20 protein-coding genes are annotated in these 21,547 nt (G+C 59.5%); 1 reads left to right on the plus strand and 19 read right to left on the minus strand.

Annotation, left to right across the window (positions count from 1 at the left end):
• Positions 1-13: 13 nt before the first annotated feature.
• Positions 14-916: a GDSL-type esterase/lipase family protein gene (locus ACGHP1_RS10305; RefSeq protein WP_338428215.1), complete on the minus strand. Its 903-nt coding sequence runs from the start codon at positions 914-916 to the stop codon at positions 14-16.
• 240 nt (positions 917-1,156) lie between these two features.
• On the opposite strand from ACGHP1_RS10305, the gene ACGHP1_RS10310 reads away from it, so the two are divergent.
• Positions 1,157-1,441, plus strand: a complete 285-nt coding sequence (locus ACGHP1_RS10310; protein ID WP_097775268.1) for a hypothetical protein — start codon at positions 1,157-1,159, stop codon at positions 1,439-1,441.
• Positions 1,442-1,484: 43 nt separating this feature from the next.
• On the opposite strand, the gene ACGHP1_RS10315 is transcribed toward ACGHP1_RS10310, so the two are convergent.
• From ACGHP1_RS10315 to topA, 18 genes are all read right to left on the minus strand, one after another.
• On the minus strand, positions 1,485-2,081 hold the full coding sequence (locus tag ACGHP1_RS10315) for a CD1247 N-terminal domain-containing protein (protein WP_097775267.1): 597 nt from the start codon (positions 2,079-2,081) through the stop codon (positions 1,485-1,487).
• Between the two features lie 86 nt (positions 2,082-2,167).
• Positions 2,168-2,725: an elongation factor P gene (gene efp, locus ACGHP1_RS10320; protein WP_005928281.1), complete on the minus strand. Its 558-nt coding sequence runs from the start codon at positions 2,723-2,725 to the stop codon at positions 2,168-2,170.
• Between the two features lie 119 nt (positions 2,726-2,844).
• On the minus strand, positions 2,845-3,711 hold the full coding sequence (locus tag ACGHP1_RS10325) for a TIM barrel protein (RefSeq protein ID WP_390509329.1): 867 nt from the start codon (positions 3,709-3,711) through the stop codon (positions 2,845-2,847).
• Positions 3,708-4,211 (minus strand): YqeG family HAD IIIA-type phosphatase, encoded by a 504-nt coding sequence (locus ACGHP1_RS10330; RefSeq protein ID WP_390509330.1) that lies wholly within the window; start codon positions 4,209-4,211, stop codon positions 3,708-3,710. The genes ACGHP1_RS10325 and ACGHP1_RS10330 overlap by 4 nt, the downstream gene beginning before the upstream one ends.
• Positions 4,212-4,319: 108 nt before the next feature.
• A complete protein-coding gene (gene rpsU / locus ACGHP1_RS10335) occupies positions 4,320-4,496 on the minus strand; it encodes a 30S ribosomal protein S21 (protein ID WP_005928271.1) in 177 nt (58 codons plus the stop codon).
• 221 nt (positions 4,497-4,717) lie between these two features.
• Positions 4,718-7,267 (minus strand): leucine--tRNA ligase, encoded by a 2,550-nt coding sequence (gene leuS, locus ACGHP1_RS10340; RefSeq protein WP_207698644.1) that lies wholly within the window; start codon positions 7,265-7,267, stop codon positions 4,718-4,720.
• A gap of 234 nt (positions 7,268-7,501) precedes the next feature.
• The gene (rsfS, locus tag ACGHP1_RS10345) at positions 7,502-7,885 is read right to left on the minus strand and encodes a ribosome silencing factor (RefSeq protein WP_005944348.1); all 384 of its coding nucleotides are present in this window, start codon (positions 7,883-7,885) and stop codon (positions 7,502-7,504) included.
• Positions 7,886-7,907: 22 nt separating this feature from the next.
• Positions 7,908-9,281 (minus strand): LCP family protein, encoded by a 1,374-nt coding sequence (locus ACGHP1_RS10350; protein WP_242961883.1) that lies wholly within the window; start codon positions 9,279-9,281, stop codon positions 7,908-7,910.
• Between the two features lie 138 nt (positions 9,282-9,419).
• On the minus strand, positions 9,420-9,998 hold the full coding sequence (gene yqeK / locus ACGHP1_RS10355; protein WP_005944360.1) for a bis(5'-nucleosyl)-tetraphosphatase (symmetrical) YqeK: 579 nt from the start codon (positions 9,996-9,998) through the stop codon (positions 9,420-9,422).
• Positions 9,949-10,632: a nicotinate (nicotinamide) nucleotide adenylyltransferase gene (nadD, locus tag ACGHP1_RS10360; RefSeq protein WP_390509334.1), complete on the minus strand. Its 684-nt coding sequence runs from the start codon at positions 10,630-10,632 to the stop codon at positions 9,949-9,951. The genes yqeK and nadD overlap by 50 nt, the downstream gene beginning before the upstream one ends.
• Positions 10,633-10,634: 2 nt before the next feature.
• Complete coding sequence (locus ACGHP1_RS10365) at positions 10,635-10,931, minus strand: YhbY family RNA-binding protein (RefSeq protein ID WP_005944364.1); 297 nt, start codon at positions 10,929-10,931, stop codon at positions 10,635-10,637.
• Between the two features lie 14 nt (positions 10,932-10,945).
• A complete protein-coding gene (gene rdgB, locus ACGHP1_RS10370) occupies positions 10,946-11,578 on the minus strand; it encodes an RdgB/HAM1 family non-canonical purine NTP pyrophosphatase (protein WP_390509337.1) in 633 nt (210 codons plus the stop codon).
• Between the two features lie 13 nt (positions 11,579-11,591).
• Complete coding sequence (gene ftsY, locus ACGHP1_RS10375) at positions 11,592-12,542, minus strand: signal recognition particle-docking protein FtsY (RefSeq protein ID WP_390509339.1); 951 nt, start codon at positions 12,540-12,542, stop codon at positions 11,592-11,594.
• Positions 12,543-12,573: 31 nt separating this feature from the next.
• The gene (gene smc, locus ACGHP1_RS10380) at positions 12,574-16,131 is read right to left on the minus strand and encodes a chromosome segregation protein SMC (RefSeq protein ID WP_390509342.1); all 3,558 of its coding nucleotides are present in this window, start codon (positions 16,129-16,131) and stop codon (positions 12,574-12,576) included.
• Complete coding sequence (rnc, locus tag ACGHP1_RS10385) at positions 16,132-16,806, minus strand: ribonuclease III (RefSeq protein ID WP_097776548.1); 675 nt, start codon at positions 16,804-16,806, stop codon at positions 16,132-16,134.
• 226 nt (positions 16,807-17,032) lie between these two features.
• Entirely contained in the window at positions 17,033-18,049 is a 1,017-nt protein-coding gene (plsX, locus tag ACGHP1_RS10390; protein ID WP_332376490.1) for a phosphate acyltransferase PlsX, read from the minus strand.
• 15 nt (positions 18,050-18,064) lie between these two features.
• Complete coding sequence (gene trmFO, locus ACGHP1_RS10395) at positions 18,065-19,438, minus strand: methylenetetrahydrofolate--tRNA-(uracil(54)-C(5))-methyltransferase (FADH(2)-oxidizing) TrmFO (RefSeq protein WP_390509345.1); 1,374 nt, start codon at positions 19,436-19,438, stop codon at positions 18,065-18,067.
• A gap of 12 nt (positions 19,439-19,450) precedes the next feature.
• Positions 19,451-21,535, minus strand: coding sequence for a type I DNA topoisomerase (topA, locus tag ACGHP1_RS10400; protein WP_390509347.1), 2,085 nt, complete (start codon positions 21,533-21,535; stop codon positions 19,451-19,453).
• Positions 21,536-21,547 lie beyond the last annotated feature (12 nt).

Here is a 21,547-nt window from a genome sequence, read left to right on the forward strand (position 1 = left end):
AACCTCTTATTTTTTATCCTTCTGTGTGGCTGCACAGATAATCCGTCCATACGGCATACCCGGCGGGTCTCAAATGGTAGCCGTCCGGCTGGGCGTAGCTTTCGATCAGGTCGCCGTTTTCATCTGCCAGCACTTCCCACAAGTTGAGAAAATAGCAGTTCTTTTCCAGCGCAATGGCTGCCAGCTCATTGTTGATCTGGCACAGGCGGTCGCGGTTCAAGCCCTCATGGCCGGACTTCTGGCATACTTCCGGCCGCACCGGCGTGATGGACTGCACATAGATCTTTGCATTTGGCAGTGTCTGGCTCAGCATGTCCAGCATCAGCCGGTAATAGGTCAGGAAGCTGCTATAATCGGTATCGCGGCCCAGCACGTTGGTGCCCAACAGAACATAAATAGCTCTGGGCTGCTGGGCGGTCAACGCTTCCAGCGGCACCTCAGCCACGCCGTCGGCGCGCTTGCAGGTGGTGCCGTTAACGATCACGTTCGGCCCAACACCCTTGTACGCACAGAACATGGCGTTCTGCATTCCTTCTTCGTACAGCTGCATGCCCTGCGTCAGGCTGTCGCCCACAAAGCTCACGTCATTGAACCATTCCTTGCCCACAGCCGTGCTGCTCTTTGGCAGCGCCGCCATACGGAAATCCAGCGCAGTGGCCGCGCTGTCTGCAAGCGGCTGCACCGTGAGCTGCCGCGCCACCGCGTAGGAGGCCGTGTTCCAAGTATTATCCTGTGTTACCTCCTGCAGGATGGTGTTCTGCCCAACGCCGGACGGCCGCTGTTCCCGGTGCAGGCTCTTCCACAACATCCCGATGGCTCCCACCAGCAAAAGCAGCAGCAGCAAAGCTGTCGCCATGAACCGCCTGCGCCAGCGTTTGCGCAACACGCGCCGCCGGTATTCCTGATAGTCTGCCATGCTGTCTCCCTCACTTTTCTGCCCAGGCTATGCTGCGGGCTTTCTCGTTCTTAGTATACCATATCTGTGCATTCCGGCAAGACCCGTTTTCTGCCAGAGTGCCTAAAATTGCAGATTCTTTTGCACGCAGGCATGCCATTGTGTGCAAAAAGCCCGCCTTCTATCGGGTCAAAAGCTTGCATCCTGTACCATAGATGTGTTATACTGAACTGAACTACTATTGATAGGGAGGCTTTCACGATGGCATTTACTCCAAAACTGACTTATAAAGGCAAGCCCCTCGTCCGCAAGGACAATGAGCTGTACTACGGCAATATGACCGACCCATATGTGCTCTATCTGCAGATCACGACCACCAAGCCTGTGGGCGACCAGCAGGTTGCAGACAAGGTCCACCTGATGCTGCTCTCTACCGACACCACCAAGGCTCCGCAGGAGCGCGTGATGCGTCAGACCACCAAGATCGGCCTGTACAACGCTTTGGACATCGGCAGCATCTGGCTGCAGAAGGCAAACGCACAGTAAACAAAAAAAGACCGCTGCACCGGAGTGCAGCGGTCTTTTTTGCTTATTCTTCGGTCACTTCAAAGTCGAGGGGCTTGCCGCAGTTCGGGCACTTAGGTGCGCCGTCCAGCAGTTCGTCTTCCTCAAACACGGCGGTGGTGCCGCAGTCCGGGCAGGTCACTTCGTACTGCACGGGGCCATCCTCGGCATCCTCTTCGCCGTCCCCTTCCAGAGCGACCTCAAAGGTCACGCCGCAGTGCGCGCAGTTGGCTTCGCCTGCATCCAGATCATCCTCGCTGACGTAAACGGTCTCGCCGCAGTTGGGGCAGGCCACTTCATAGAACGGCTCGCTGGCGATGTCATCATCCTTGGCATCGTCATCGTCGTCGCCGTCGGAGTCCTCATCCTCAGCGTCCTCGCTTTCGCCGTCTTCGTCCTCATCCTCGTACAGATCTGCTTCCAGATCTTCCAGCTCATCGCTCAGGTCGTTGATCTGGTCGTAGGCGCGGGAAAGATCTTCGTCCACGCTCTCGATGACCTCAGCCATTTCACCCAGCAGTGCGCTCATGGCCTTGATGATCTTGCCCTCCTTGGTGGTATCATCAATGCCCAGACCATCGACCAGACCCTGCAGATAAGCTGCCTTTTTGTTCAGTTCCATACGAATGCCCTCCTTAAAATGAAAAAATCGGAGTTTTAAAAAACCGGGCAGACGGTTGCCCGCAGCCCGGTTTGGCGTTAAAGGGATCAGACGCGCTCCATATACTCGCCGGTGCGGGTATCGATGCGGATGTGGTCGCCCTCGTTGATGAACAGAGGCACACGAATCTCAGCACCGGTCTCGACGGTAGCGGGCTTCAGGGTGTTGGTGGCAGTGTTGCCCTTGACACCCGGCTCGGTCTGGGTAACTTCCAGCTCGATGAAGTTGGGGATCTCGACGCTGAACACCTTGCCCTTGTAGCTCAGCAGCTTGCACAGCTCGTTCTCCTTGCAGAACTTGAAGTTATCGGGCACATCGGCTGCGTTGACGGGGATGTCATCGTAGGTCTCGTTGTCCATGAAGTGGTACAGATCGCCATCCTCGTAGCTATAGGTCACGTCCTTGCGCTCGATGAAAGCCTGCGGGAACTTTGCGGTCGGGTTGTAGCTGGTCTCAACCACAGAGCCGGTAATCACGTTCTTGGTCTTGGTACGGACAAAGGCAGCGCCCTTGCCGGGCTTCACGTGCTGGAACTCAACGACCTGAAGAACCTGGCCGTCCTGCTCAAAGGTCACGCCATTGCGAAACTCGCCTGCAGAAATCATAGGAATTCCTCCATTAGTTTAATCTCAAATGCTTAACGCATATCTTTATTTATTTTACCCAATCCGTTTGCATTTGGCAAGGGGTTTCGGCAAAAAAGACGATAAAAACACAAAATTTTTTACGTTTTGCACGCTGCATGGTACATCTGCTGCATAGCCCCGGCATCCTCAGCCTGCGTGCCTGCGCTCTCGCAGATGATAACCGGCTGCAGCTTCCGCTCAGCCAGCAGTTCCATCAGCGGCTGCGGCTCCGGGCCGAACTGGGTCTCGGCAAAGGTCCAGTGGCGCTTTTCGCCGCCCGCCGAATACTCGATGCGGGAAAAATGCACATGGAACCGTTCTGCCCGTTGGTCCCCCAGCTTTTCTGCCATGCGGTCAAGGATGGCAGCGTAGTCCTCTTTCGAGCGGATGCCGCCCAGAGTGCGGGCATTCAGGTGGCCGAAGTCGATGCAGGGCATAATGCGCTTATCCACGCTGCACAGCGCCAGCACCTCGTCCAGTGTGCCCAGCTGGCCGATCTTGCCCATGGTTTCCGGGCAGAGAGTCATATCGGCAAAGCCTGCTTCGTCCAGCGCTTCCACGGCACGGCGCATGGTATCCAATGCTTTTTCAAGGGCCGCTTCCCGGCTCTGCTTGCCGCAGCTGCCGGAGTGGAAGATGATGCGTCTGCCGCCCAGCGCTTTGCACACCGCCGCACTTTGCAGCAGATACTGGATGCTGTTGAGCCGCTTTTCCTCTTCCAGACTGGACATGCTGATATAATACGGTGCATGCACGCTGAACAGGATATCCTTTGGCCCGGCCAGTGCGGCCATTTTTGCAGCCTTGTCCAGCCCCAGACGCACGCCGCGCCCGCACTGGTACTCGAAGGCGTTCAGTCCCATCTTTGCGGTGTACTCCGGCACATCCAAGCTGCTTTTGTAGCCTTGGGCGGCAAAGCTGTCGCTGGTGCCTGCGGTGCCGAACCGGATCTTCCAATCGCTCACAGGGTCTTGCCTCCCCGGTCATAGTATTTCTGCCAGTGTTCTTTCTCCCACTTACGCTTGAGGATGACCTGCGCACCGAGGTCCGGGCCGCGGGGCACCACCATCAAGCCCGGAATGCCGTACAGCGCTGCCGCCATGCGGTCGGCATAGAGCTGGTCGCCCACCATCGCCATCTGACGGCGCTTCACGCCCATGCGGTGCTGCGCCGCCATCAGAGCAAAGGGCAGCGGCTTTGCAGAGCGGTACAGGTACGCAAGGCCCAGCTTCTGGGCAAAGGGCCGCACCCGCTTTTCCGCACCGTTGGACACGATGGTGAGCCTGATGCCCGCCTTGCGCATAGTGTCCAGCCACACGGCCACTTCTTCCGGCAGCTCCTGACTGCGGTCGGCGGTGAGGGTGTTATCGATATCCAGCACCAGCGCAGTGATGCCTTTTTCCGCCAGCCATTCCGGCGTGATGTGGGTGACATCCTTGAAAACGTATTCGGGGGTGATGAGCATAGTATTTCTCCCTGCAATGAAAATAGGGGAGCCTGCAATACAGGCTCCCCTACATCGGCGTTAGCAACGCGTATGAAATCTAAAGCAACAGCGACTTCAAGTGATCAATTACTTGAACTTGCGCTTGCGGGCTGCTTCGGACTTCTTCTTGCGCTTGACAGACGGCTTCTCGTAAGCCTCGCGCTTACGGACCTCTGCGAGCACACCGCTGCGAGCGGTGCTGCGCTTGAAGCGACGCAGTGCGCTTTCCAGCGACTCGCCCTCTTTAACACGAATTTCCGACATCTTATTCCCTCCCTTGGACCGTGAGGCAGGAATTTCGTTGTTACATGGTAACTAACAGTAGACAGTATAGCGCATTTTCTCCGGTTCGTCAACCTTTTTTTGAAAGTTTTTTGCGCAAAATCTTTGAAAAGATTTTGAATAAACGTTCCCGGGTGTTTTATGCGCCAGTCCGCCTCTGCGGGTAGTTGTATATCCAGCCTTTCGGCAGGGTATCGGTTGGTTTAGCCCTTGACAGCCAGATTGACCAGACGGCCCTTGACGTAGATCTCCTTGACCAGCTGCTTGCCTTCCAGAGCGGCAGCAACAGCGGGGTCAGCCTTGGCGGCAGCAATGGCGGCAGCAGCGTCAATGTCGGCAGCCACCTTCAGGCGGGCCTTCACCTTGCCGTTCACCTGCACAGCGATCTCCACTGTGCTTTCCACGCACTTGGCCTCTTCGTACTTGGGCCAGGGGTAGTAAGCCAGCTGCTCGTCGTGGCTGTGGCCCAGCTTCTCCCACAGCTCTTCGGTCATGTGGGGAGCAAACGGGTTCAGCAGCTGAACCACGGTCTCCAGCTCGGCCTTGGTCGCGCCGCCGTTGTCGTACAGGGCGTTCACCAGCGTCATGAGCTGGGCAATGGCGGTGTTCATCTTCAGGGTCTCGATGTCAGCGCCCACCTTCTTGATGGTCTGGTGCATCAGGGTCTCGACCTGCGGGCGATAGCCCTCGCCCTCCACCAGCTTGTCGCTCAGCGTCCACACGCGGTCCAGGAAGCGGTTGCAGCCTGCAATGGCAGAGGTCTGCCACGGTGCAGCCTGTTCAAAGTCGCCCATGAACATCTCGTACAGACGCATGGTGTCAGCACCGTACTGGTCCACCACCTCGTCCGGGTTGATGACGTTGCCCAGAGACTTGGACATCTTCACGATGGGGTGGCGTGACATTTCGCCGTACTTTTCTTCCAGAGCCTTTTCAGCGGCCTTCTGGCTGCCGTACTCCTTCAGCAGCTTTTCCTGCTCCTCAGCGGGCAGGTTGACAAAGCTGTGGGGGTTCAGGCCCAGGATCATGCCGTGAGCGGTGCGCTTCTGGTAGGGTTCCGGAGAAGGCACAGCGCCGATATCATACAGGAACTTATGCCAGAAACGGCTGTACAGCAGATGCAGGGTGGTGTGCTCCATGCCGCCGTTGTACCAGTCCACCGGAGACCAGTATTCCAGAGCTTCCTTGGACGCAATGGCATCCTTGCAGTGGGGGTCCATGTAGCGCAGGAAGTACCAGGAAGAACCGGCCCACTGGGGCATGGTGTCAGTCTCGCGGGTAGCGGGGCCGCCGCAGCAGGGGCAGGTCGTCTTGACCCAGTCCTTGTGGCGGGCCAGCGGAGATTCTCCGTCCGGACCCGGCTCAAAATCGGTGATGTCCGGCAGGGTCAGGGGCAGGCTGCTCTCGGGCAGGGGCTGCCAGCCGCACTTTTCACACTTGACCATGGGGATGGGCTCGCCCCAGTAACGCTGACGGCTGAACACCCAGTCGCGCAGCTTGTAGTTGACCTTATCGCAGCCCTTGCCGTTTGCCTCCAGCCAGTCGATCATCTTTTTCTTTGCATCGGTGACGGACAGGCCGTTCAGGAAGCCGGAGTTGACCAGCGTGCCGGTGGCCACATCGGTGAAGGCGGCTTCGTCCAGATTGGACGGGGTATTGCCCTTGACCACCTCGATGATGGGCAGGCCGAACTTCTTGGCAAACTCCCAGTCGCGGGTATCGTGGGCGGGCACAGCCATGATGGCACCGGTGCCGTAGGTGGACAGAACGTAGTCCGAGATAAAGATGGGGATCTCGGTATCGTTGACCGGGTTGATGCCCATGACGCCTTCCAGCTTGACACCGGTCTTTTCCTTGTTCAGCTCGCTGCGCTCAAAGTCGCTTTTGCGGGCTGCCTCGGCCTGATAGGCCTTGACAGCATCGGCATTCTTGAGGATGCCCTTGTCCAGCCACTCCTTGACCATAGCGTGCTCCGGAGAAACGACCATGTAGGTGGCACCAAACAGAGTGTCACAGCGGGTGGTGTACACGGTCAGGGTATCGCCTGCGGTGGTGCCGAAGTTGACCTCTGCGCCGTGGCTGCGGCCGATCCAGTTCTTCTGCTGGGTGGCAACGCGCTCAATGTAATCCAGACCGTCCAGACCATCGATCAGCTTATCGGCATAAGCGGTGATCTTGAGCATCCACTGGCTCTTGACGCGGTGAACGACCTCGCTGCCGCAGCGCTCGCACACGCCGTTGACAACTTCCTCGTTGGCCAGCACGCACTTGCAGCCGGTGCACCAGTTGACGTTCATTTCCTTCTTGTAAGCCAGACCATGCTTATACAGCTGCAGGAAGATCCACTGGGTCCACTTGTAGTACTCGGGGTCGGTGGTATTGATCTCGCGGTCCCAGTCAAAGGAGAAGCCCAAAGCCTTCAGCTGACTGCGGAAGTGGTCCACATTGTTCTTGGTGACAATGGCCGGGTGGATGTGGTTCTTCATGGCAAAGTTCTCAGTGGGCAGGCCAAAAGCGTCCCAGCCCATGGGGTACAGCACATTGTAGCCGTTCTGACGGCGCTTGCGGCTGACCACGTCCAGCGCGGTGTAGCTGCGGGGATGGCCTACATGCAGGCCGGCACCCGACGGATACGGAAACTCGACCAGTGCATAGAACTTGGGTTTTTTGTGGTCGATCTCGACATGGAAGGTCTTTTCGTCCTCCCACACCTTCTGCCACTTGGCTTCAACTGCCTTGTAATCGTACTTCATGTTGTTAATCAGCTCCAGACTTTATCCAAAATACCGTTGCTTGGGGGCGTATGCTTTCAAGGTGCTTCCGGTATAGACCCTCTCAGTCAGGGCATTTGCCCTGCCAGCTCCCCCGAGGGAGGAGCTTTTTTGCCAACTTTCCCTATTGCGCCAAAACCTCTCCCTTTGGGGAGAGGTGGCATCGCGCAGCGATGACGGAGAGGGTTTTGCCAGAAGCAGACCTGTTTGCCTGATTCATTCAAGGGTGCTGTCAGGGGTGAGGTACTCGGAGATATCAATGGGCTCACCATCTGCCCACAGGTGCTCCAGATCGTAATAGGTGCGGGTGTTGGGCACGAATACGTGCACGATGACGTTGGAATAATCCAGCAGCACCCAGTTCTTGGAGTCGTAGCCCTCCGTGCTGTAGGGCTCCAGACCCTTCTGGGAAAGCTCGTACTCCACCTCGTCGGCCAGAGACGCCACCTGCGTGGTGGAAGTGCCGGAGGCAATGACAAAGTAATCGGTGAGCACGGTCAGGCTTTCCACCTTGAGCACGCGCACATCGTGGGCCTTTTTCTTATCCAGGATCTTTGCGATCTCAATGGCAAGCGCCTTGCTGTCGTTGAAGTTCTCCATATGTTTTTCCTTTCTGTCAGTTTCAGTTTGCGGAGCCTGCGGCCTGACCGTCGGTGGTAACAGCGCCATCAAGGTCTGTATCGCCGTTCAGGATGGCATCGTCCGACTCCTTATCGATGCGGCCCATATACTGCACGTTGGCATCGGTGGATGCACTGCCGTGGGGCCACTCGTCGGTGACAAGGTTCATTTCGCTCACATCAATGGGGCCGGTGTAGGTGCAGAAATACTGGTTGAGCAGGTTTGCAATGGAACCCGCATCCGGCACCACGCAGGAGTAACCGGCAAAGGTGTCGGTCTTGCCCACGTTGGGCACGCCCATGAACACAGGTGTCTGCGCCAGAATGATGTTGGAGCTGTCGAGCTTGAGGAAAGACACCACCAGCTTTGCAATGGTGGAAATGTCCATATCCGTCTTGATATAGTTCTTGAACACCAGCGGCAGCTGGTTCAGGATATCGGTAACGCCCATGGCGCGGGCACGCTTGAACAGGCCGGCATAGAAATAGCGCTGCATGTTCAGGCGGTCGATATCGGAATTGGCGTAGCCGTCGCCGTGGCGGCAGCGCACAAAGAACTCTGCCGATGCACCGTTCAGATTGCGGTAGCCCTTGAGCAGCTTGCTGCCGCCGTAGGACATATCATGAGGGATATACACCTCAATGCCGCCAAAGTTATCCACCATATCCACCAGTGCCTGCATATCCACCGTCACATAGTAATCGATGGGCAGTCGGAACTGATCGTAGATGACATCGGCCAGAGCGGCGATGCTGCCGCCATTGGAGATTGCCACCGAGTTGATCTGATAATTCGTGGCGGCGTAGGTCTTGCCATTGGAAAGGGTGATCTTTTTGTTCTTGGTGGTGACAAGGCTGTTGCGGGGGATCTGCAGCATCCGCAGTGCACCGTTCTTGATGTCGAACTGCACGTACAGGATCATGTCGGTCATGCCGTCGTTAGAGGTGGGGTCGTTGGAATAATTGCGGCCCTCTTCATAGTCGATGCCGCAGACCAGAATGTTCACCACATCGCCCTTGTATTCCTCGGCTGTCTTCACCTCTTCCTCAATGGTAGGGGTGCTGTCGTCCGGGCGGATGCTGTCCTCCACCTTGTTTACAAGGCTGACGCCGTACACCACCACACCGGAGATCACCGCGATGATGGCCATGACCACTGCAAAAGGCAGCCAGAGGGGCATTTTCTTTTTCTTTTTGCGGCGGCGCGGCGGCTTCTGCCCTGCTCCCTGTGCCGGGCGGCGCGGCGGCTCATTGTGTGCACCGCCTGCGCTCTGCTTTGCATCCGTGCTGGATGCAGCGTGGCGCGGTGCGGCTGCTGCCGGATCCGGCCGGTTCAGAGAACGCGAAGTATTGATATGGCGTGGCGTCTGGCTCATGCTTTTTTGTATCCTCCAGATTTTCGCGGTCCTGCAAAAAAATGTTCCTGCAGACCTGTCATGCTCTTAAGTATAGCATTATCCGACGAAATCTGCAATCCGTTTTCTGTTTCCGCTTGTTTCAGAGCAGCTGTGCTCTCACCGTTCATTCTTCCCGCTGCGGGCAAGGATATCCTCATAGGCAGCCTTGGACATCGGGTCAAGGGGCTTGCCCTGCGAGAGCACAAAATCGTTGGTCTGCTTCAGCGCGGCCAGCATAGCGGCATCCAGATTCTTTTTTTCCAGCTTGCGCAGCTTTTCCACGCCGGGCCAGTCCCGCTCCGCGCTGGTCATATCGGCCAGATACAAAATTTTGTCAAGCCGGGTCATGCCGGGTTTGCCCGCCGTGTGGCAGGCAATAGCGCTAAGCACCGCTTCGTCGGTCACGCCCCACTGGGTGCGGGCCAGAATGGCGGCGCACACGCCGTGCCACACCGGGGCCGGGCGCTCTTCGCCGCCCTCGGCATACTGGGGGTAAGCGCGCAGGATCTCGCGCATCTCATCCTTGCTGATCTCCTTGGCCGAGTCGTGCAGCAGAGCTGCCAGCGCGGCGCGCTCCTCATCCTCACCGTAGATCTTTGCCAGCTTGACGGCCATTTTTTTCACATTCAAGGTATGCTCATAGCGCTTATCGCTCAAGCGGCCGCGCACAAGCTCCTTTGCCTGTTTGAGGTTCATTGGCTGATACTTCCTTTTTGTAGAGTTTCTCCCGGCGGATGACCTCCCACACGGCCTGCGGCAGCTCTGCTTCGCAGGCTTCCCCTGCTGCAAGGCGTGCACGGATCTCGCTGCTGGCCATGGGCAGCGCCTGTACCGGTGCAAACAGGATGCGTGCCCCGGTGGGGTCCAGCCGGAGAGCCTTTGCGTGCAGCTCGGGGTCGTCGCCCACATGGCGGCTGGTGACCACCAGATGGGCAAGGCGCAGGATATCCTGCCAGCGGTGCCAGCCGTCAAAGCTTAGCAGCATATCGCTGCCAATGGCAAGGTACAGCTGTGCCCCGGGATTTTCCCGAGCCAGTTTTTCCACCGTGAGCACCGTATAGTTGCGGTTTCCGGCAGCGGCCTGCTCGATCTCCCAGCCGCTGACCTCCAGCTGCGGGATCGTGTCCGCATCCTCTTCCAGTGCATGGAAGCAGCTGCACATTTCCAGCCGCAGTGCGCCCGGCGCAGAGGTCTTCTGCTTGAAGGGCGAAAGCCCGGCAGGCATTACCACCACCTTATCCGGCTGCACGCGGGCAGCGGCAGCGCGCAGATTGTTCAGGTGGCCGTTATGGGGCGGGTCAAATGTACCGCCGTAGAGAAGAACTTTCATTTTTACTTCAGCAGATCAGCGTAGGCGCTGTCCTTTTTCTTCTGCAGGTACAGCACGAACTTGGAGCCGATCACCTGTACGCAGTCGGCACCGGTGGCCTCAGCCAGCTTGACCGAAGCTTCACGGGCATTGTACATGCTGTTTTCCAGCACCTTGAGCTTGATGAGCTCACGGGCATCCAGACAGTCCTTCACGCCCTGGATCATGGTCTCGTCGATCTCGCCCTTACCCACGATGAAAACGGGGTCCATGGTGTTTGCCTTGCCGCGCAGAATGGCGCGCTGTTTGCTTGTCAGCATAGTTTTTTCTCCTTTTATTTCAAAAAATCAGGTAGTTCTTTTTCCAATTCCGCCAGCGCATTGCCGCGGTGGCTGATGGCATCCTTTTCGTCCGGGGTCAGCTGGGCGTAGCTGCGGCCCTCGGTGTTGGGGCGCTTATCGTGCTTTCCCACGCCGCAGTCGGTGGGGATGAACAGCGGGTCGTAGCCAAAGCCGTAGTCCCCGCATAGCCGCTCAAAGGCGATGCTGCCCGGGCACTCGCCCATGCAGGTCAGATGCCGCCCATCCGGCAGGATGAAGCACACCGCGGACACGAACTTTGCGCCGCGCTGCCCGGCAGGCACAGCCTGCATGGCATCCAGAAGCTTGTCGTTGTTGGCTTCGTCGTCGCCGTGGCGGCCGCAGTAGCGGGCACTGTAGACGCCGGGCGCACCGCCCAGCGCATCCACGCACAGGCCGGAGTCATCAGCGATGGTGGGCAGACCGCATGCCTTGCAGATGGTTTCAGCCTTGATGAGGGCGTTCTCGGCAAAGGTGGTGCCGGTCTCCTCCGGCTCGATGGTGATGCCCAGCTGCTTCTGGCTGACCACCTCGTGGCCCTGCGCTTCCAGAATGCGGCGCAGTTCGCGGAGCTTTCCGGCGTTGCCGGTAGCTGCACAAATTTTCATGCTGCGACCCTCCTTAGTGCTTCCACTGGCGCGGGAGCAGCTCTTCCACAAAGCCCTCCGGGGTAAAGGGCAGCAGGTCGTCGATGCCCTCGCCCACGCCGATGAAGCGCACCGGCAGTCCCAGACGCTGTTTGACCGCTACCACGCAGCCGCCCTTGGCGGTGCCGTCCAGCTTGGTCAGGATGATGCCGGTAGCATCTGCAGCCTTGCAGAATTCCTTGGCCTGACTGATGGCGTTCTGGCCGGTGATGGCATCCAGCACCAGCAGCGTTTCAAGGCTGGCTTCCGGGCTGGCCTTCTTGACGCTGCGGCTGATCTTGGAAAGCTCTGCCATCAGGTTTGCCTTGTTGTGCAGACGGCCTGCGGTGTCGGCAATGACCATGTCATAACCACGTGCGGTGGCAGACTTTACGGTGTCGAAAATGACAGCCGCCGGGTCTGCGCCCTCGCCTGCGCTCACAATGGGCACACCGGCGCGGTCAGCCCAGATCTCCAGCTGTTCGCTGGCTGCAGCACGGAAGGTATCGCCTGCGGCCAGCATCACCTTTTTGCCCTCGCGGGTGTAGTAATCGGCCAGCTTTGCAATGCTGGTGGTCTTGCCCACGCCGTTCACGCCAATGACCAGAATGACGGCCGGCTTGCCGGAAAGATCCATCTCGGCATCCGGTGTCATTTCCTCGGCAATGATGTCGCGCAGGGCATCCGCCGCCTCTTCGCCGGTCTTCAGGCCCTTTTCGTGCACACGGTCGCGCAGCTTATCCACCAGACGCACGGCCACCTCGCCGCCCACATCTGCAAGGATGAGCTGCTCTTCCAGATCATCGTACATATCATCGTCGATGACGCTGCCGGTGAGGGTGTTGAGGATATTGCCCCAGAAACCGGTGCGGGTCTTTTCCAGACCCGTTTTCATTTTTTCCTGTTCTTTTTCTTTGTTTTTCTTGCCAAATCCGAAGAACCCCATGGTGTCCTCCTATCTTTTTCTTTAATATATATCAGGAAACCAGCGTTGCGTCAACCTGTTCCAGATCAAGCTTGAGCAGCTTGGACACGCCGTCCTCCTGCATGGTAACGCCGTAAAGCACATTCGCGGCTTCCATTGTGCCGCGGCGGTGGGTGATGACGATGAACTGGGTCTTGTCGCTCACCCGGCGTAAGTACTGGGCAAAACGCACCACATTGGCATCGTCCAGAGCGGCTTCGATCTCGTCCAGAATACAGAACGGGGCCGGGTTGACCGCCAGAATGGCAAAGTAGATGCTGATGGCCACCAGCGCCTGCTCGCCGCCGGAAAGCGCTTCCAGATTTTTGATCACCTTGCCCGGCGGTGCCACCCGGATGCCGATGCCGCAGGACAGCACATCGCTTTCATCCTCCAGCACAAGGCTGGCTTCGCCGCCGCCGAACAGCTCGGTAAATACGCGGCCAAAGTTTTCGTTGATGGCGCGGAAGCTGTCGGAGAAGATCTCCCGCATCTGTGCCGAAAGCTTGGAGATCATGCGGGTCAGCTCATTGCGGCTTTCTTCCACATCGGTCACCTGATGCATCAGGGCATCGTAGCGGGCCTTGACCTCCTTGTATTCCTCGATGGCGCTCACATTCACGCTGCCAAGGGCGCGAATTTTGCCGCGCAGGTCGGCCACCTGTGCGCGCAGGGCCGTCAGGCTTTCAAACTCCACGCAAAGGTTCTCTGCCTGACTGACCGAGAGCTGATATTCATCCCACAGCTTTGCCACGGTCTGGTCGTACTCGGTCTCGGCAGCGGCCTTGCGCTCTGCAAGGCGGGCCATCTCGCGCCCCATTTCCTCGCGGCTGTCGGAGGATGTACGCGCCCGGCTCAGTGCCGCTGTTTCAGCCTGCTGGCGTTCCAGCCGCTGTTCCGTGGCTTCCCGGATTGCCTTTTCTTTTTGGGCGATCTCGGTCTGGCTGTCGGACTTTGCCTGCCGGATGGCTGCAATTTCTGCCCGGCAGCTCTCGCTGCGCTGTGCCAGTGCCCCAAGGCTTTCTTCCATCGTGGCGCGGCGGGCAGCGGCATCCTGTGCCCGCTGTTGCAGTGCCGCGATCTGGCTGTAGGCCAGTTCTGCATCCTTCTGGCGGGTCACCTGTTCCAGCCGCTTTGCGCTGAGCTTTTGGCTCAGTTCGGTCTGCTGGACCACAAAGTTGTCGTCACCTTCGGCAATTCGGTTCATCTCCGCCGTCAGCAGGTCGATCTTTGCCGTCAGCCGGGCCTGCAGGCTGGCAGCTTCCTCTGCTTTGCCACGGCTCTCTGTCATGGCCGCCTGCAAAGCGTCGATCTGCTGCTGGCCGTTGCTGCGAGCCGTTTCCAGCTGGGCGGCAGCAGCTTCCAGCCGCTTCTGCTCTGCCTCGGCACGCACTTTGTCGTTGGCGGCGGTGATTTGTTCACTGGCCGTGGCGGTCAGCTCTGCCTGAAGGGCATCTACCTGCTCTTTGCAGCGGTCGGTCTTTTCCTGTGCAGCAAGGCAGTCTTTTTGTAACTTGGCCGCTTTCACCCGCAGCTCTTCCATCTCCTGCTTGCGGGTGAACAGGCCTGCGCTGCGCTGGACGCTGCCGCCGGTAAAACTGCCGCCTGCATTGATCACCTGACCATCCATGGTCACGATCTTGCTGCGAAAGCCGTTGTCCCGCGCCACGCGAGAAGCTTCGTTGATGTCGTCCACCACGATGATGCGGCCCAGCAGGTTCGATACGATGTTGTCATACCGGCGGTCGGCCTGCACCAGACTGGAGGCAAGCCGTGCCGTACCGGAGAGTCGGCCACGGAACACGCCGGGCTGGACGGTATCCAGCGGCAGGAAGGTGGCGCGGCCTGCATTGTCATTGCGCAGCAGGGCAATGGCCGCTTTGGCAGCGGCTTCGTTCTCTACCACGATGTTCTGCAGCGCACCGCCCAGAGCCGTTTCCACAGCCACTTCACAGCCCGGCTCCACCTTTAAGATGGCGGACACCGGCCCGATGATGCCCCGCAGGCGGCGTGCACCGGCAGCACGCATGACGGCCTTGACCGAGTTTTGGTAGCCGTCCATGTTCTTTTCCAGTTCCCGCAGCACGGAAAGGCGCTGGCGGGCCGCATCCAGCTCACGGCCAAGGCACTGCTCTGCTGCGTCGGCATCGTCCAGCGCAGCCTTGCGGCCTTTCAGCTTGAGTTCCACGCCGGAACGGACATTTGCCAGCTGCTTCTCGTTTTCTTCCAGCATCCGGCGATACTTGATGGTGTCGTCCAGATCCTGCTTTGCTTCGTCCCGCTGGGCGGTGCTTTCCTGCACGCTCTGCTCAAGGGCAGGCAGGCGCTGGCGGGCTGTTTCCCCGGCAGCTTCGGCAGCGGCCTGCGCCACCTGCGCTTCGGTGCGCCGGGCTGTCAGGCCGGCAAGTTCTGCTTTCAGGGTATCCTTGCGGGCACCGCTGGCACTGCTGGCATCGGTCAGACGTGCGATCTCCGCGTTCAACGCTTCGATCTCTGCCGCCAGCTTTTCGCCCTCCGCTTCCATGGTCTTTGCCACGGCCCGGTGACGCTGCAAGGCGGCCTGTGCCTCGGTGCTGTCCTGTTCCCCGGCGCTGATCTCTTCCTGCAGGGATGCGGCGCTCTCCTCGTTGCGGAGAATGTCGTTTTCCAGCACAGCGATACGGCTTTCCGACCCGCTGATCTGCTCGGTGATGCTGCGGATATCCCCATTCAGGCGCTCAACAGCAACCGTAAGCTGCTGTGCCTGCATCCGGATCTCCTCAGCCTCCTGCTCGGCGGCTTTCGTCTCCCGGTCAAAGCGCTCGTAGTCGGCCTGTGCTGTCTCGTAGTCCCGCACCTGCTGGCGCACGGCTTCGCGCGCGCGGTGCACACCGTCGGTCCACAGGGTCACTTCCAGCGTTTTGCGCTGTGCGGCCAGCTCGAGGAACTTTTCTGCCTTGGCGCTCTCTTTTTCCAGCGGGCCTACCCGGCTTTCCAGCTCGCCAAGGATGTCCCGCAGGCGTTCAAGGTTTTCGCCCGCCGCAGCAAGGCGGCGTTCCGCCTCGGTCTTGCGGTAGCGGTACTTGGCAATGCCGCAGGCTTCCTCAAAGATCTCGCGGCGCTCACTGCTTTTTGCGGCCACGATCTCCGCAATGCGGCCCTGCCCGATCACCGAGTAGCCGTCGCGGCCAATGCCGGTATCCAGCAAAAGTTCGTACACATCCTTCAACCGGCACACCTGCCCGTTGATGGTATACTCGCTGTCGCCGGAGCGGTAATATTTGCGACCAATGGTCACTTCGTCCGCATCCACATCAAAGGTGTGGTCTGCGTTATCCAGCGTCAGCCGCACCTGCGCAAAGCCCATGGCTCCGCGCCGCCGGGTGCCGCCGAAGATCACGTCCTCCATCTTGCCTGCCGCGCGCAGCTGGCGGGAGCTAGTCTCGCCCAGCACCCAGCGCACTGCGTCCGAAAGGTTCGACTTGCCGGAGCCGTTGGGACCTACCACGCCAGTAACGCCTGCGTCGAACCGAATTTTGACTTTATCGGGAAAGCTCTTGAAGCCCTGGATCTCCAGTTCCTTGAATACCATTTACTTTTCCTTTATCACGCCCAGCAGCTTGAGCGCTTCTTTTGCGGCGCACTGCTCAGCGGCCTTTTTGCTGCGGCCTTCGCCACGGGCCACGCGGTCAGAGTTGAACCGCACCGCCACCACAAAATGCTTGTCGTGATCCGGGCCGGACTCGCTTTCTACTACATAGCTCAACCGCTCTTCCGGGTTCTGCTGCACGATCTCCTGCAGGCGGGTCTTGTAGTCGGCCTCGGCGTGCTTGCCCTCGGTGATAAAGGGCAGGATGAAGCTGCGGGCCACATCCATGCCGCCATCCAGATACAAAGCCGCGATCAGCGCTTCAAACGCATCGGACACAACGCTGGGGCGGTTGCGTCCGCCGCAGCGCTCTTCGCCGCGGCCAAGGCGCAGGTACTCGCCCAGATCGATCTCCTGCGCGAACTGGAACAGTGCACCCTCGCTGACAAGGCTGGCGCGGATGCGGGTCAAATCGCCCTCCGGCCGGTCGGCATAGGCATGGAACAGATAGTCTGCCGAGACGATCTGCAGCACGCTGTCGCCCAGAAATTCCAGCCGCTCGTTGTGCTTGACCGGGGTGCGGCTCTCGTTGGCATAGCTGGTATGGGTGAGCGCGATCTCCAGCAGCTCCGGGTTTTTGAACTTATAACCAATAATTGTTTCCAACTGATGGCTCATATGTTTTAGCTCCCTTATTGATGGTCAGCATCCTCGCCCTCTCAGGCTCACGTCCGTTCGCCAGCTCCCCCAAAGGGGGAGCCCTTGGCAATGCAGTCTGCACGAACTGCCAAAGCCTCTCACTCTGAGGAAAGACTCTCCCCGGCCGGGGAGAGATGTCGCAATAGCGACAGAGTGGGGAATGTGGCATTGCGAAGCAATGACGGAGAGGGCAAGCCCGCTTCCCTTATTCCTCAGTTTTCTGTGCCGCAGCCAGCTCGTCCAGCGCAGACTGCATGGTGCCGCACAGATCGTTCTCCACGCAGATCTTTGCCTGACGGATGGCGTTCTTGATGCCCTTGGCCTTGGAAGAGCCGTGGGCCTTGATGACCGGCTGCTTGGCCCCCAGGAAGGGTGCGCCGCCGTACTCCTCGCTGTCCATCTGGTGCTTCAGGTCTGCCACGCTGCCCTTGAGCAGCAGATAGGCCAGCTTGCCGCCGAGGTTTGCGAGGAACATTTGTTTCAGCATGCCCAGCAGCATTTTTGCCACGCCCTCGGTCAGCTTGAGGATCACATTGCCGGTAAAGCCGTCGCACACCACCACATCCACTTCGCCACCCGGCACATCGCGGGGCTCGATGTTGCCCACAAAGCGGATGCCGGGGGTGGTCTTGAGCAGCTGGTGGGCTTCCTTGAGCATGGGGGTGCCCTTGCTCTCCTCCGCACCGTTGTTGGCCAGCGCCACGCTGGGGCTGCGGCGGCCCTCCACCTTATTCACATAGCAGCTGCCCATGACAGCGAACGCCGCCAGCATCTCAGGGCGGCACTCCACATTGGCACCGCAGTCCAGCAGCAGATAAGCCTGCTTTTTGGCGGGCACCATGGTAGCCAGAGCCGGGCGCTTGATGCCCTTGAGGGTGCGCACGATCAGGCTTGCGCCCACATGCAGCGCACCGGTGCTGCCGGCGGAAACAAAGGCATCACCCTTGCCGTCTTTCAGCATGTTCAAGCCCACCACGATGGAGGAATCCTTCTTCTGGCGGATGGCGCGAGCAGGCTCATCGCACATATCGATGACCTCGGTGCAGTTCACCAGCTCAATGCCATCCAGCGGGATGCTGTTCTCCTGTGCGGTCCTGCGCACCAGCGCTTCGTCGCCCACACCGACGACGGTGATGCCGTACTCTTTCACGGCCTGTGCGACACCCTCCAGCACAGCCAGAGGGGCGTTGTCGCCGCCCATCATATCCACGATAATCTTCATAGCTTTTCTCCCTTCTTAAAGAGAAGTTTCATCCAGCCAGTGCTGGAAGCTGGCAACAGCGCGCTGAGCCTGTGCCATGTAACGCAGGCGCTTGTCCCGCGGGCGGCTCTCCTCCGGCAGCGGAGGAAGGATGCCCATATTCGCGCCCATGGGCTGGAAGTTCTTGTTCTCGGTGGTCAGGTACTGCACCAGCGCACCGCACATAGTATCCACAGGCGGGGCGGGCAGTTCTTTGCCTTCCAGCCGGGCATACAGGCTGCGGGCCGCCAGCAGGCCGCAGGCAGCGCTTTCCATATAGCCCTCAAAGCCGGTGATCTGGCCCGCAAAGAACACATTGGGCTGTTCTTTCAGGCACAGCTGGGCGCTGAGCACCCGGGGCGCATCGAGGAAGGTGTTGCGGTGCATGACACCGTACCGCACAAACTCGGCATTTTCCAGCCCGGGGATCATGCTGAACACCCGCTTCTGTTCGCCCCACTTGAGGTTTGTCTGGAAGCCCACGATGTTATACAGGGTGCGCTCCTTGTTCTCGGCGCGCAGCTGTACATTGGCCCACGGACGGTGGCCGGTGTTGGGATTCACAAGGCCCACCGGGCGCAGGGGACCGAAGCGCATGGTGTCGGCACCCCGGGCGGCCATGATCTCGATGGGCATACAGCCCTCGTAGACCGTGACGGTGTCGGCCTTTTTGCCGTGGGCATCCGGGTCGGGCTGAGCAGACTGCTCGGCCCCGGTGTCAAAGTCGTGCAGCGGGGCACGCTCTGCCGAAGCGAGAGCTGCGTGGAAATTCTCGTACTCTTCCTTGTTGAAAGGGCAGTTCAGGTAGTCGGCCTCGCCCCGGTCATAGCGGGAGGCGGCAAACACCTTGTTGTAGTCCAGACTTTCGGCGGTGACGATGGGGGCCACAGCATCGTAGAAGTGCAGCCGCTCGTCCCCAGTCAAGGCCCCGATCTCATCGGCCAGTGCGCCGTCGGTCAGGGGGCCGGTGGCCACCAGAATGGGGGCAGATGCATCGATGTGCTCCACCTGCTCCCGGTGGACGGTGATATTTTCACAGCTTTCCACCATGCGGGTCACTTCGGCGCTGAATGCATCGCGGTCCACCGCCAGCGCACCGCCAGCGGCCACGCGGGCCGTCTCGGCGGCATTCAGCAGCTGGCTGCCCATCCGGCGCATTTCTTCCTTCAGCAGGCCGGAAGCAGAGTCCAGCCGCTCAGCTTTCAGGCTGTTGGAGCAAATCAGCTCTGCAAAGCCTGCGCTTTTGTGTGCGGGCGAAAAATGCACGGGCTTCTGTTCGTACAGGTCTACCTGCACGCCCTTGCCCGCCAGCCAGAGGGCGGCTTCACAGCCCGCAAGACCCGCGCCCAGCACGGTTACTTTATAGTTCATAGTTTTATCCTTTTAGTCCTTTTTCGGCACCGGCATCTCGTAGCCGCAGCCTTCCTTTGCGCAATACAGCTTGGAGCCTTTGCGGAACATGGTGCTGCCGCACTTGGGGCACTTGGTGGGCACCGGCATGTCCCATGTCATAAAGTCGCAGTCCGGGTAGCGCTCGCAGCCATAATAGATGCGGCCCTTGGAGCTCTTGCGCTCCAGCATACGGCCCTTGCCGCACTTGGGGCAGATGCCGCCGGTATCCTTGACCAGCCGCTTTGTGCCCCGGCACTCCGGGAAGCCGCTGCAGGCCAGGAACTTGCCGTACTTGCCCACCTTGATGACCATGGGCCGGCCGCACAGGTCGCATACCTCACTGGAAGGCTCATCCGGCACCTTGACCTTCTTGCCTTCCATGTTCTTTTCGGCCTGCTCGAGGCTTGCCGCAAAGCCCTGATAGAAGTCATCCACCGTCTTGTGCCAGTCAGCCTTGCCGCTCTCGATCTTATCCAGATTCTTCTCCATCTGGGCAGAGAAGTCCACATCCACGATGTGGGGGAACTGTTCCAGCATCAGGCCATCCACCGCCCGGCCCAGCAGGGTGGGCTTGAGCTTTTTCTGGTCGCGCTCCACATAGCCGCGGTCGATGATGGTGGTGATAATGGGTGCGTAGGTGGAAGGCCGACCGATGCCGTTTTCTTCCAGTGCCTTGATGAGGGTCGCTTCGGTGTAGCGGGCGGGCGGCTGGGTGAACTTCTGCTCGCTCTTCAGGTCGCGCAGCTTCAGCACCTGACCCTGCTCCAGCGGAGGCAGGGCGGTCTCCTTCTTTTCCTTTTCGTCGGTGGCTTCCTCGTACAGGACGGTGAAGCCGTCAAAGGTAACGGTATAGCCGCTGGCCTTGAAACGGTAATCCGCCGCGCTGACCGTGACGGACACGGTGTCCTGCTGGCAGTCTGCCATCTGGCTGGCCATGAAGCGGCTCCAGATCATGCGGTAGAGCTTTGCTGTGTCGCCGCTGATGCTCTTGTCCACCTCGTCCGGTGTCAGGGACGGCACCGAGGGACGGATGGCCTCGTGGGCATCCTGTGCGGCAGTGGCGCTCTTGGTCTTCCATGTGCGCTTGTAGGGGCAGATATAGGCTTCACCGTAGGCCCTTGCGATATATTCCTTTGCGGCGGCAACGGCTTCATCCGAGATGCGCAGGCTGTCGGTACGCATGTAGGTGATCAGACCCATGGTGCCGTGGCCCGCAATGTCCACGCCTTCGTACAGGGTCTGGGCAGCGCGCATGGTGCGGGTGGCCGTAAAGCCCAAGCGGCGGGATGCCTCCTGCTGCAGGGTACTGGTGATAAAAGCCGGAGTGGGCTGCTTTGCCCGCTTGCCCTTTTTCAGCTCTGCCACCACGTACTCGGCTCCTTCCAGACCCTTTTCAATGGCGCGGGCCTCGGCTTCGCTTTTGGGCAGCAGCTTTTTGCCGCTGGCATCGGTGGCCAGCCGGGCGGTAAAACTCTTGTGGCCTGCGCCGAGGGTGGCATCCACGTTCCAGTATTCGTCGGGCTTGAAGCTCTCGATCTCCTTTTCGCGGTCATCGATCAGGCGCACGGCCACGCTCTGCACGCGGCCTGCGGAAAGGCCCCGGCGCACCTTGCGCCAGAGGAACGGGCTGAGCTTGTAGCCCACCAGACGGTCCAGCACACGGCGGGCCTGCTGTGCGTTGAACAGATCTTCGTCGATGGCGCGGGGATGGGCCATACCCTCCTTCACGCCCTTTTTGGTGATCTCGTCAAAGGTCACGCGGTTCGGCTCGTGGGGGTCCAGCCCCAGAATGTTTGCCAGATGCCAGCTGATGGCTTCGCCCTCACGGTCCGGGTCGGTTGCCAGCAGCACGCCGTCTGCGTGTTTGGCCTTGCTCTTCAATTCCTTGATGAGCTTTTCCTTGCCTTTGATGCTGATGTACTGTGGGGCATAGCCGTGCTCCACATCGATGCCCAGCTGGGAAGCGGGCAGGTCACGGATATGGCCCATGCTTGCGGTGACCTCGTAATCATCGCCCAGATACTTGCCAATGGTTTTCGCCTTAGCAGGCGACTCCACGATAACCAGTTTCGCCATTCGAGTTTACTC

Origin of the sequence: Faecalibacterium sp. i21-0019-B1, from assembly GCF_042852915.1 — a bacterium.
Lineage (GTDB): Bacteria > Bacillota > Clostridia > Oscillospirales > Ruminococcaceae > Faecalibacterium > Faecalibacterium taiwanense.

Bases quoted from the DNA above. Each gene is read 5' to 3' on its own strand.
- ACGHP1_RS10305 (WP_338428215.1), bottom strand. From the start codon at position 916: ATGGCAGACTATCAGGAATACCGGCGGCGCGTGTTGCGCAAACGCTGG.
- ACGHP1_RS10310 (WP_097775268.1), top strand. From the start codon at position 1,157: ATGGCATTTACTCCAAAACTGACTTATAAAGGCAAGCCCCTCGTCCGC.
- ACGHP1_RS10315 (WP_097775267.1), bottom strand. From the start codon at position 2,081: ATGGAACTGAACAAAAAGGCAGCTTATCTGCAGGGTCTGGTCGATGGT.
- efp (WP_005928281.1), bottom strand. From the start codon at position 2,725: ATGATTTCTGCAGGCGAGTTTCGCAATGGCGTGACCTTTGAGCAGGAC.
- ACGHP1_RS10330 (WP_390509330.1), bottom strand. From the start codon at position 4,211: ATGCTCATCACCCCCGAATACGTTTTCAAGGATGTCACCCACATCACG.
- rpsU (WP_005928271.1), bottom strand. From the start codon at position 4,496: ATGTCGGAAATTCGTGTTAAAGAGGGCGAGTCGCTGGAAAGCGCACTG.
- leuS (WP_207698644.1), bottom strand. From the start codon at position 7,267: ATGAAGTACGATTACAAGGCAGTTGAAGCCAAGTGGCAGAAGGTGTGG.
- rsfS (WP_005944348.1), bottom strand. From the start codon at position 7,885: ATGGAGAACTTCAACGACAGCAAGGCGCTTGCCATTGAGATCGCAAAG.
- ACGHP1_RS10350 (WP_242961883.1), bottom strand. From the start codon at position 9,281: ATGAGCCAGACGCCACGCCATATCAATACTTCGCGTTCTCTGAACCGG.
- yqeK (WP_005944360.1), bottom strand. From the start codon at position 9,998: ATGAACCTCAAACAGGCAAAGGAGCTTGTGCGCGGCCGCTTGAGCGAT.
- nadD (WP_390509334.1), bottom strand. From the start codon at position 10,632: ATGAAAGTTCTTCTCTACGGCGGTACATTTGACCCGCCCCATAACGGC.
- ACGHP1_RS10365 (WP_005944364.1), bottom strand. From the start codon at position 10,931: ATGCTGACAAGCAAACAGCGCGCCATTCTGCGCGGCAAGGCAAACACC.
- rdgB (WP_390509337.1), bottom strand. From the start codon at position 11,578: ATGAAAATTTGTGCAGCTACCGGCAACGCCGGAAAGCTCCGCGAACTG.
- ftsY (WP_390509339.1), bottom strand. From the start codon at position 12,542: ATGGGGTTCTTCGGATTTGGCAAGAAAAACAAAGAAAAAGAACAGGAA.
- smc (WP_390509342.1), bottom strand. From the start codon at position 16,131: ATGGTATTCAAGGAACTGGAGATCCAGGGCTTCAAGAGCTTTCCCGAT.
- rnc (WP_097776548.1), bottom strand. From the start codon at position 16,806: ATGAGCCATCAGTTGGAAACAATTATTGGTTATAAGTTCAAAAACCCG.
- plsX (WP_332376490.1), bottom strand. From the start codon at position 18,049: ATGAAGATTATCGTGGATATGATGGGCGGCGACAACGCCCCTCTGGCT.
- trmFO (WP_390509345.1), bottom strand. From the start codon at position 19,438: ATGAACTATAAAGTAACCGTGCTGGGCGCGGGTCTTGCGGGCTGTGAA.
- topA (WP_390509347.1), bottom strand. From the start codon at position 21,535: ATGGCGAAACTGGTTATCGTGGAGTCGCCTGCTAAGGCGAAAACCATT.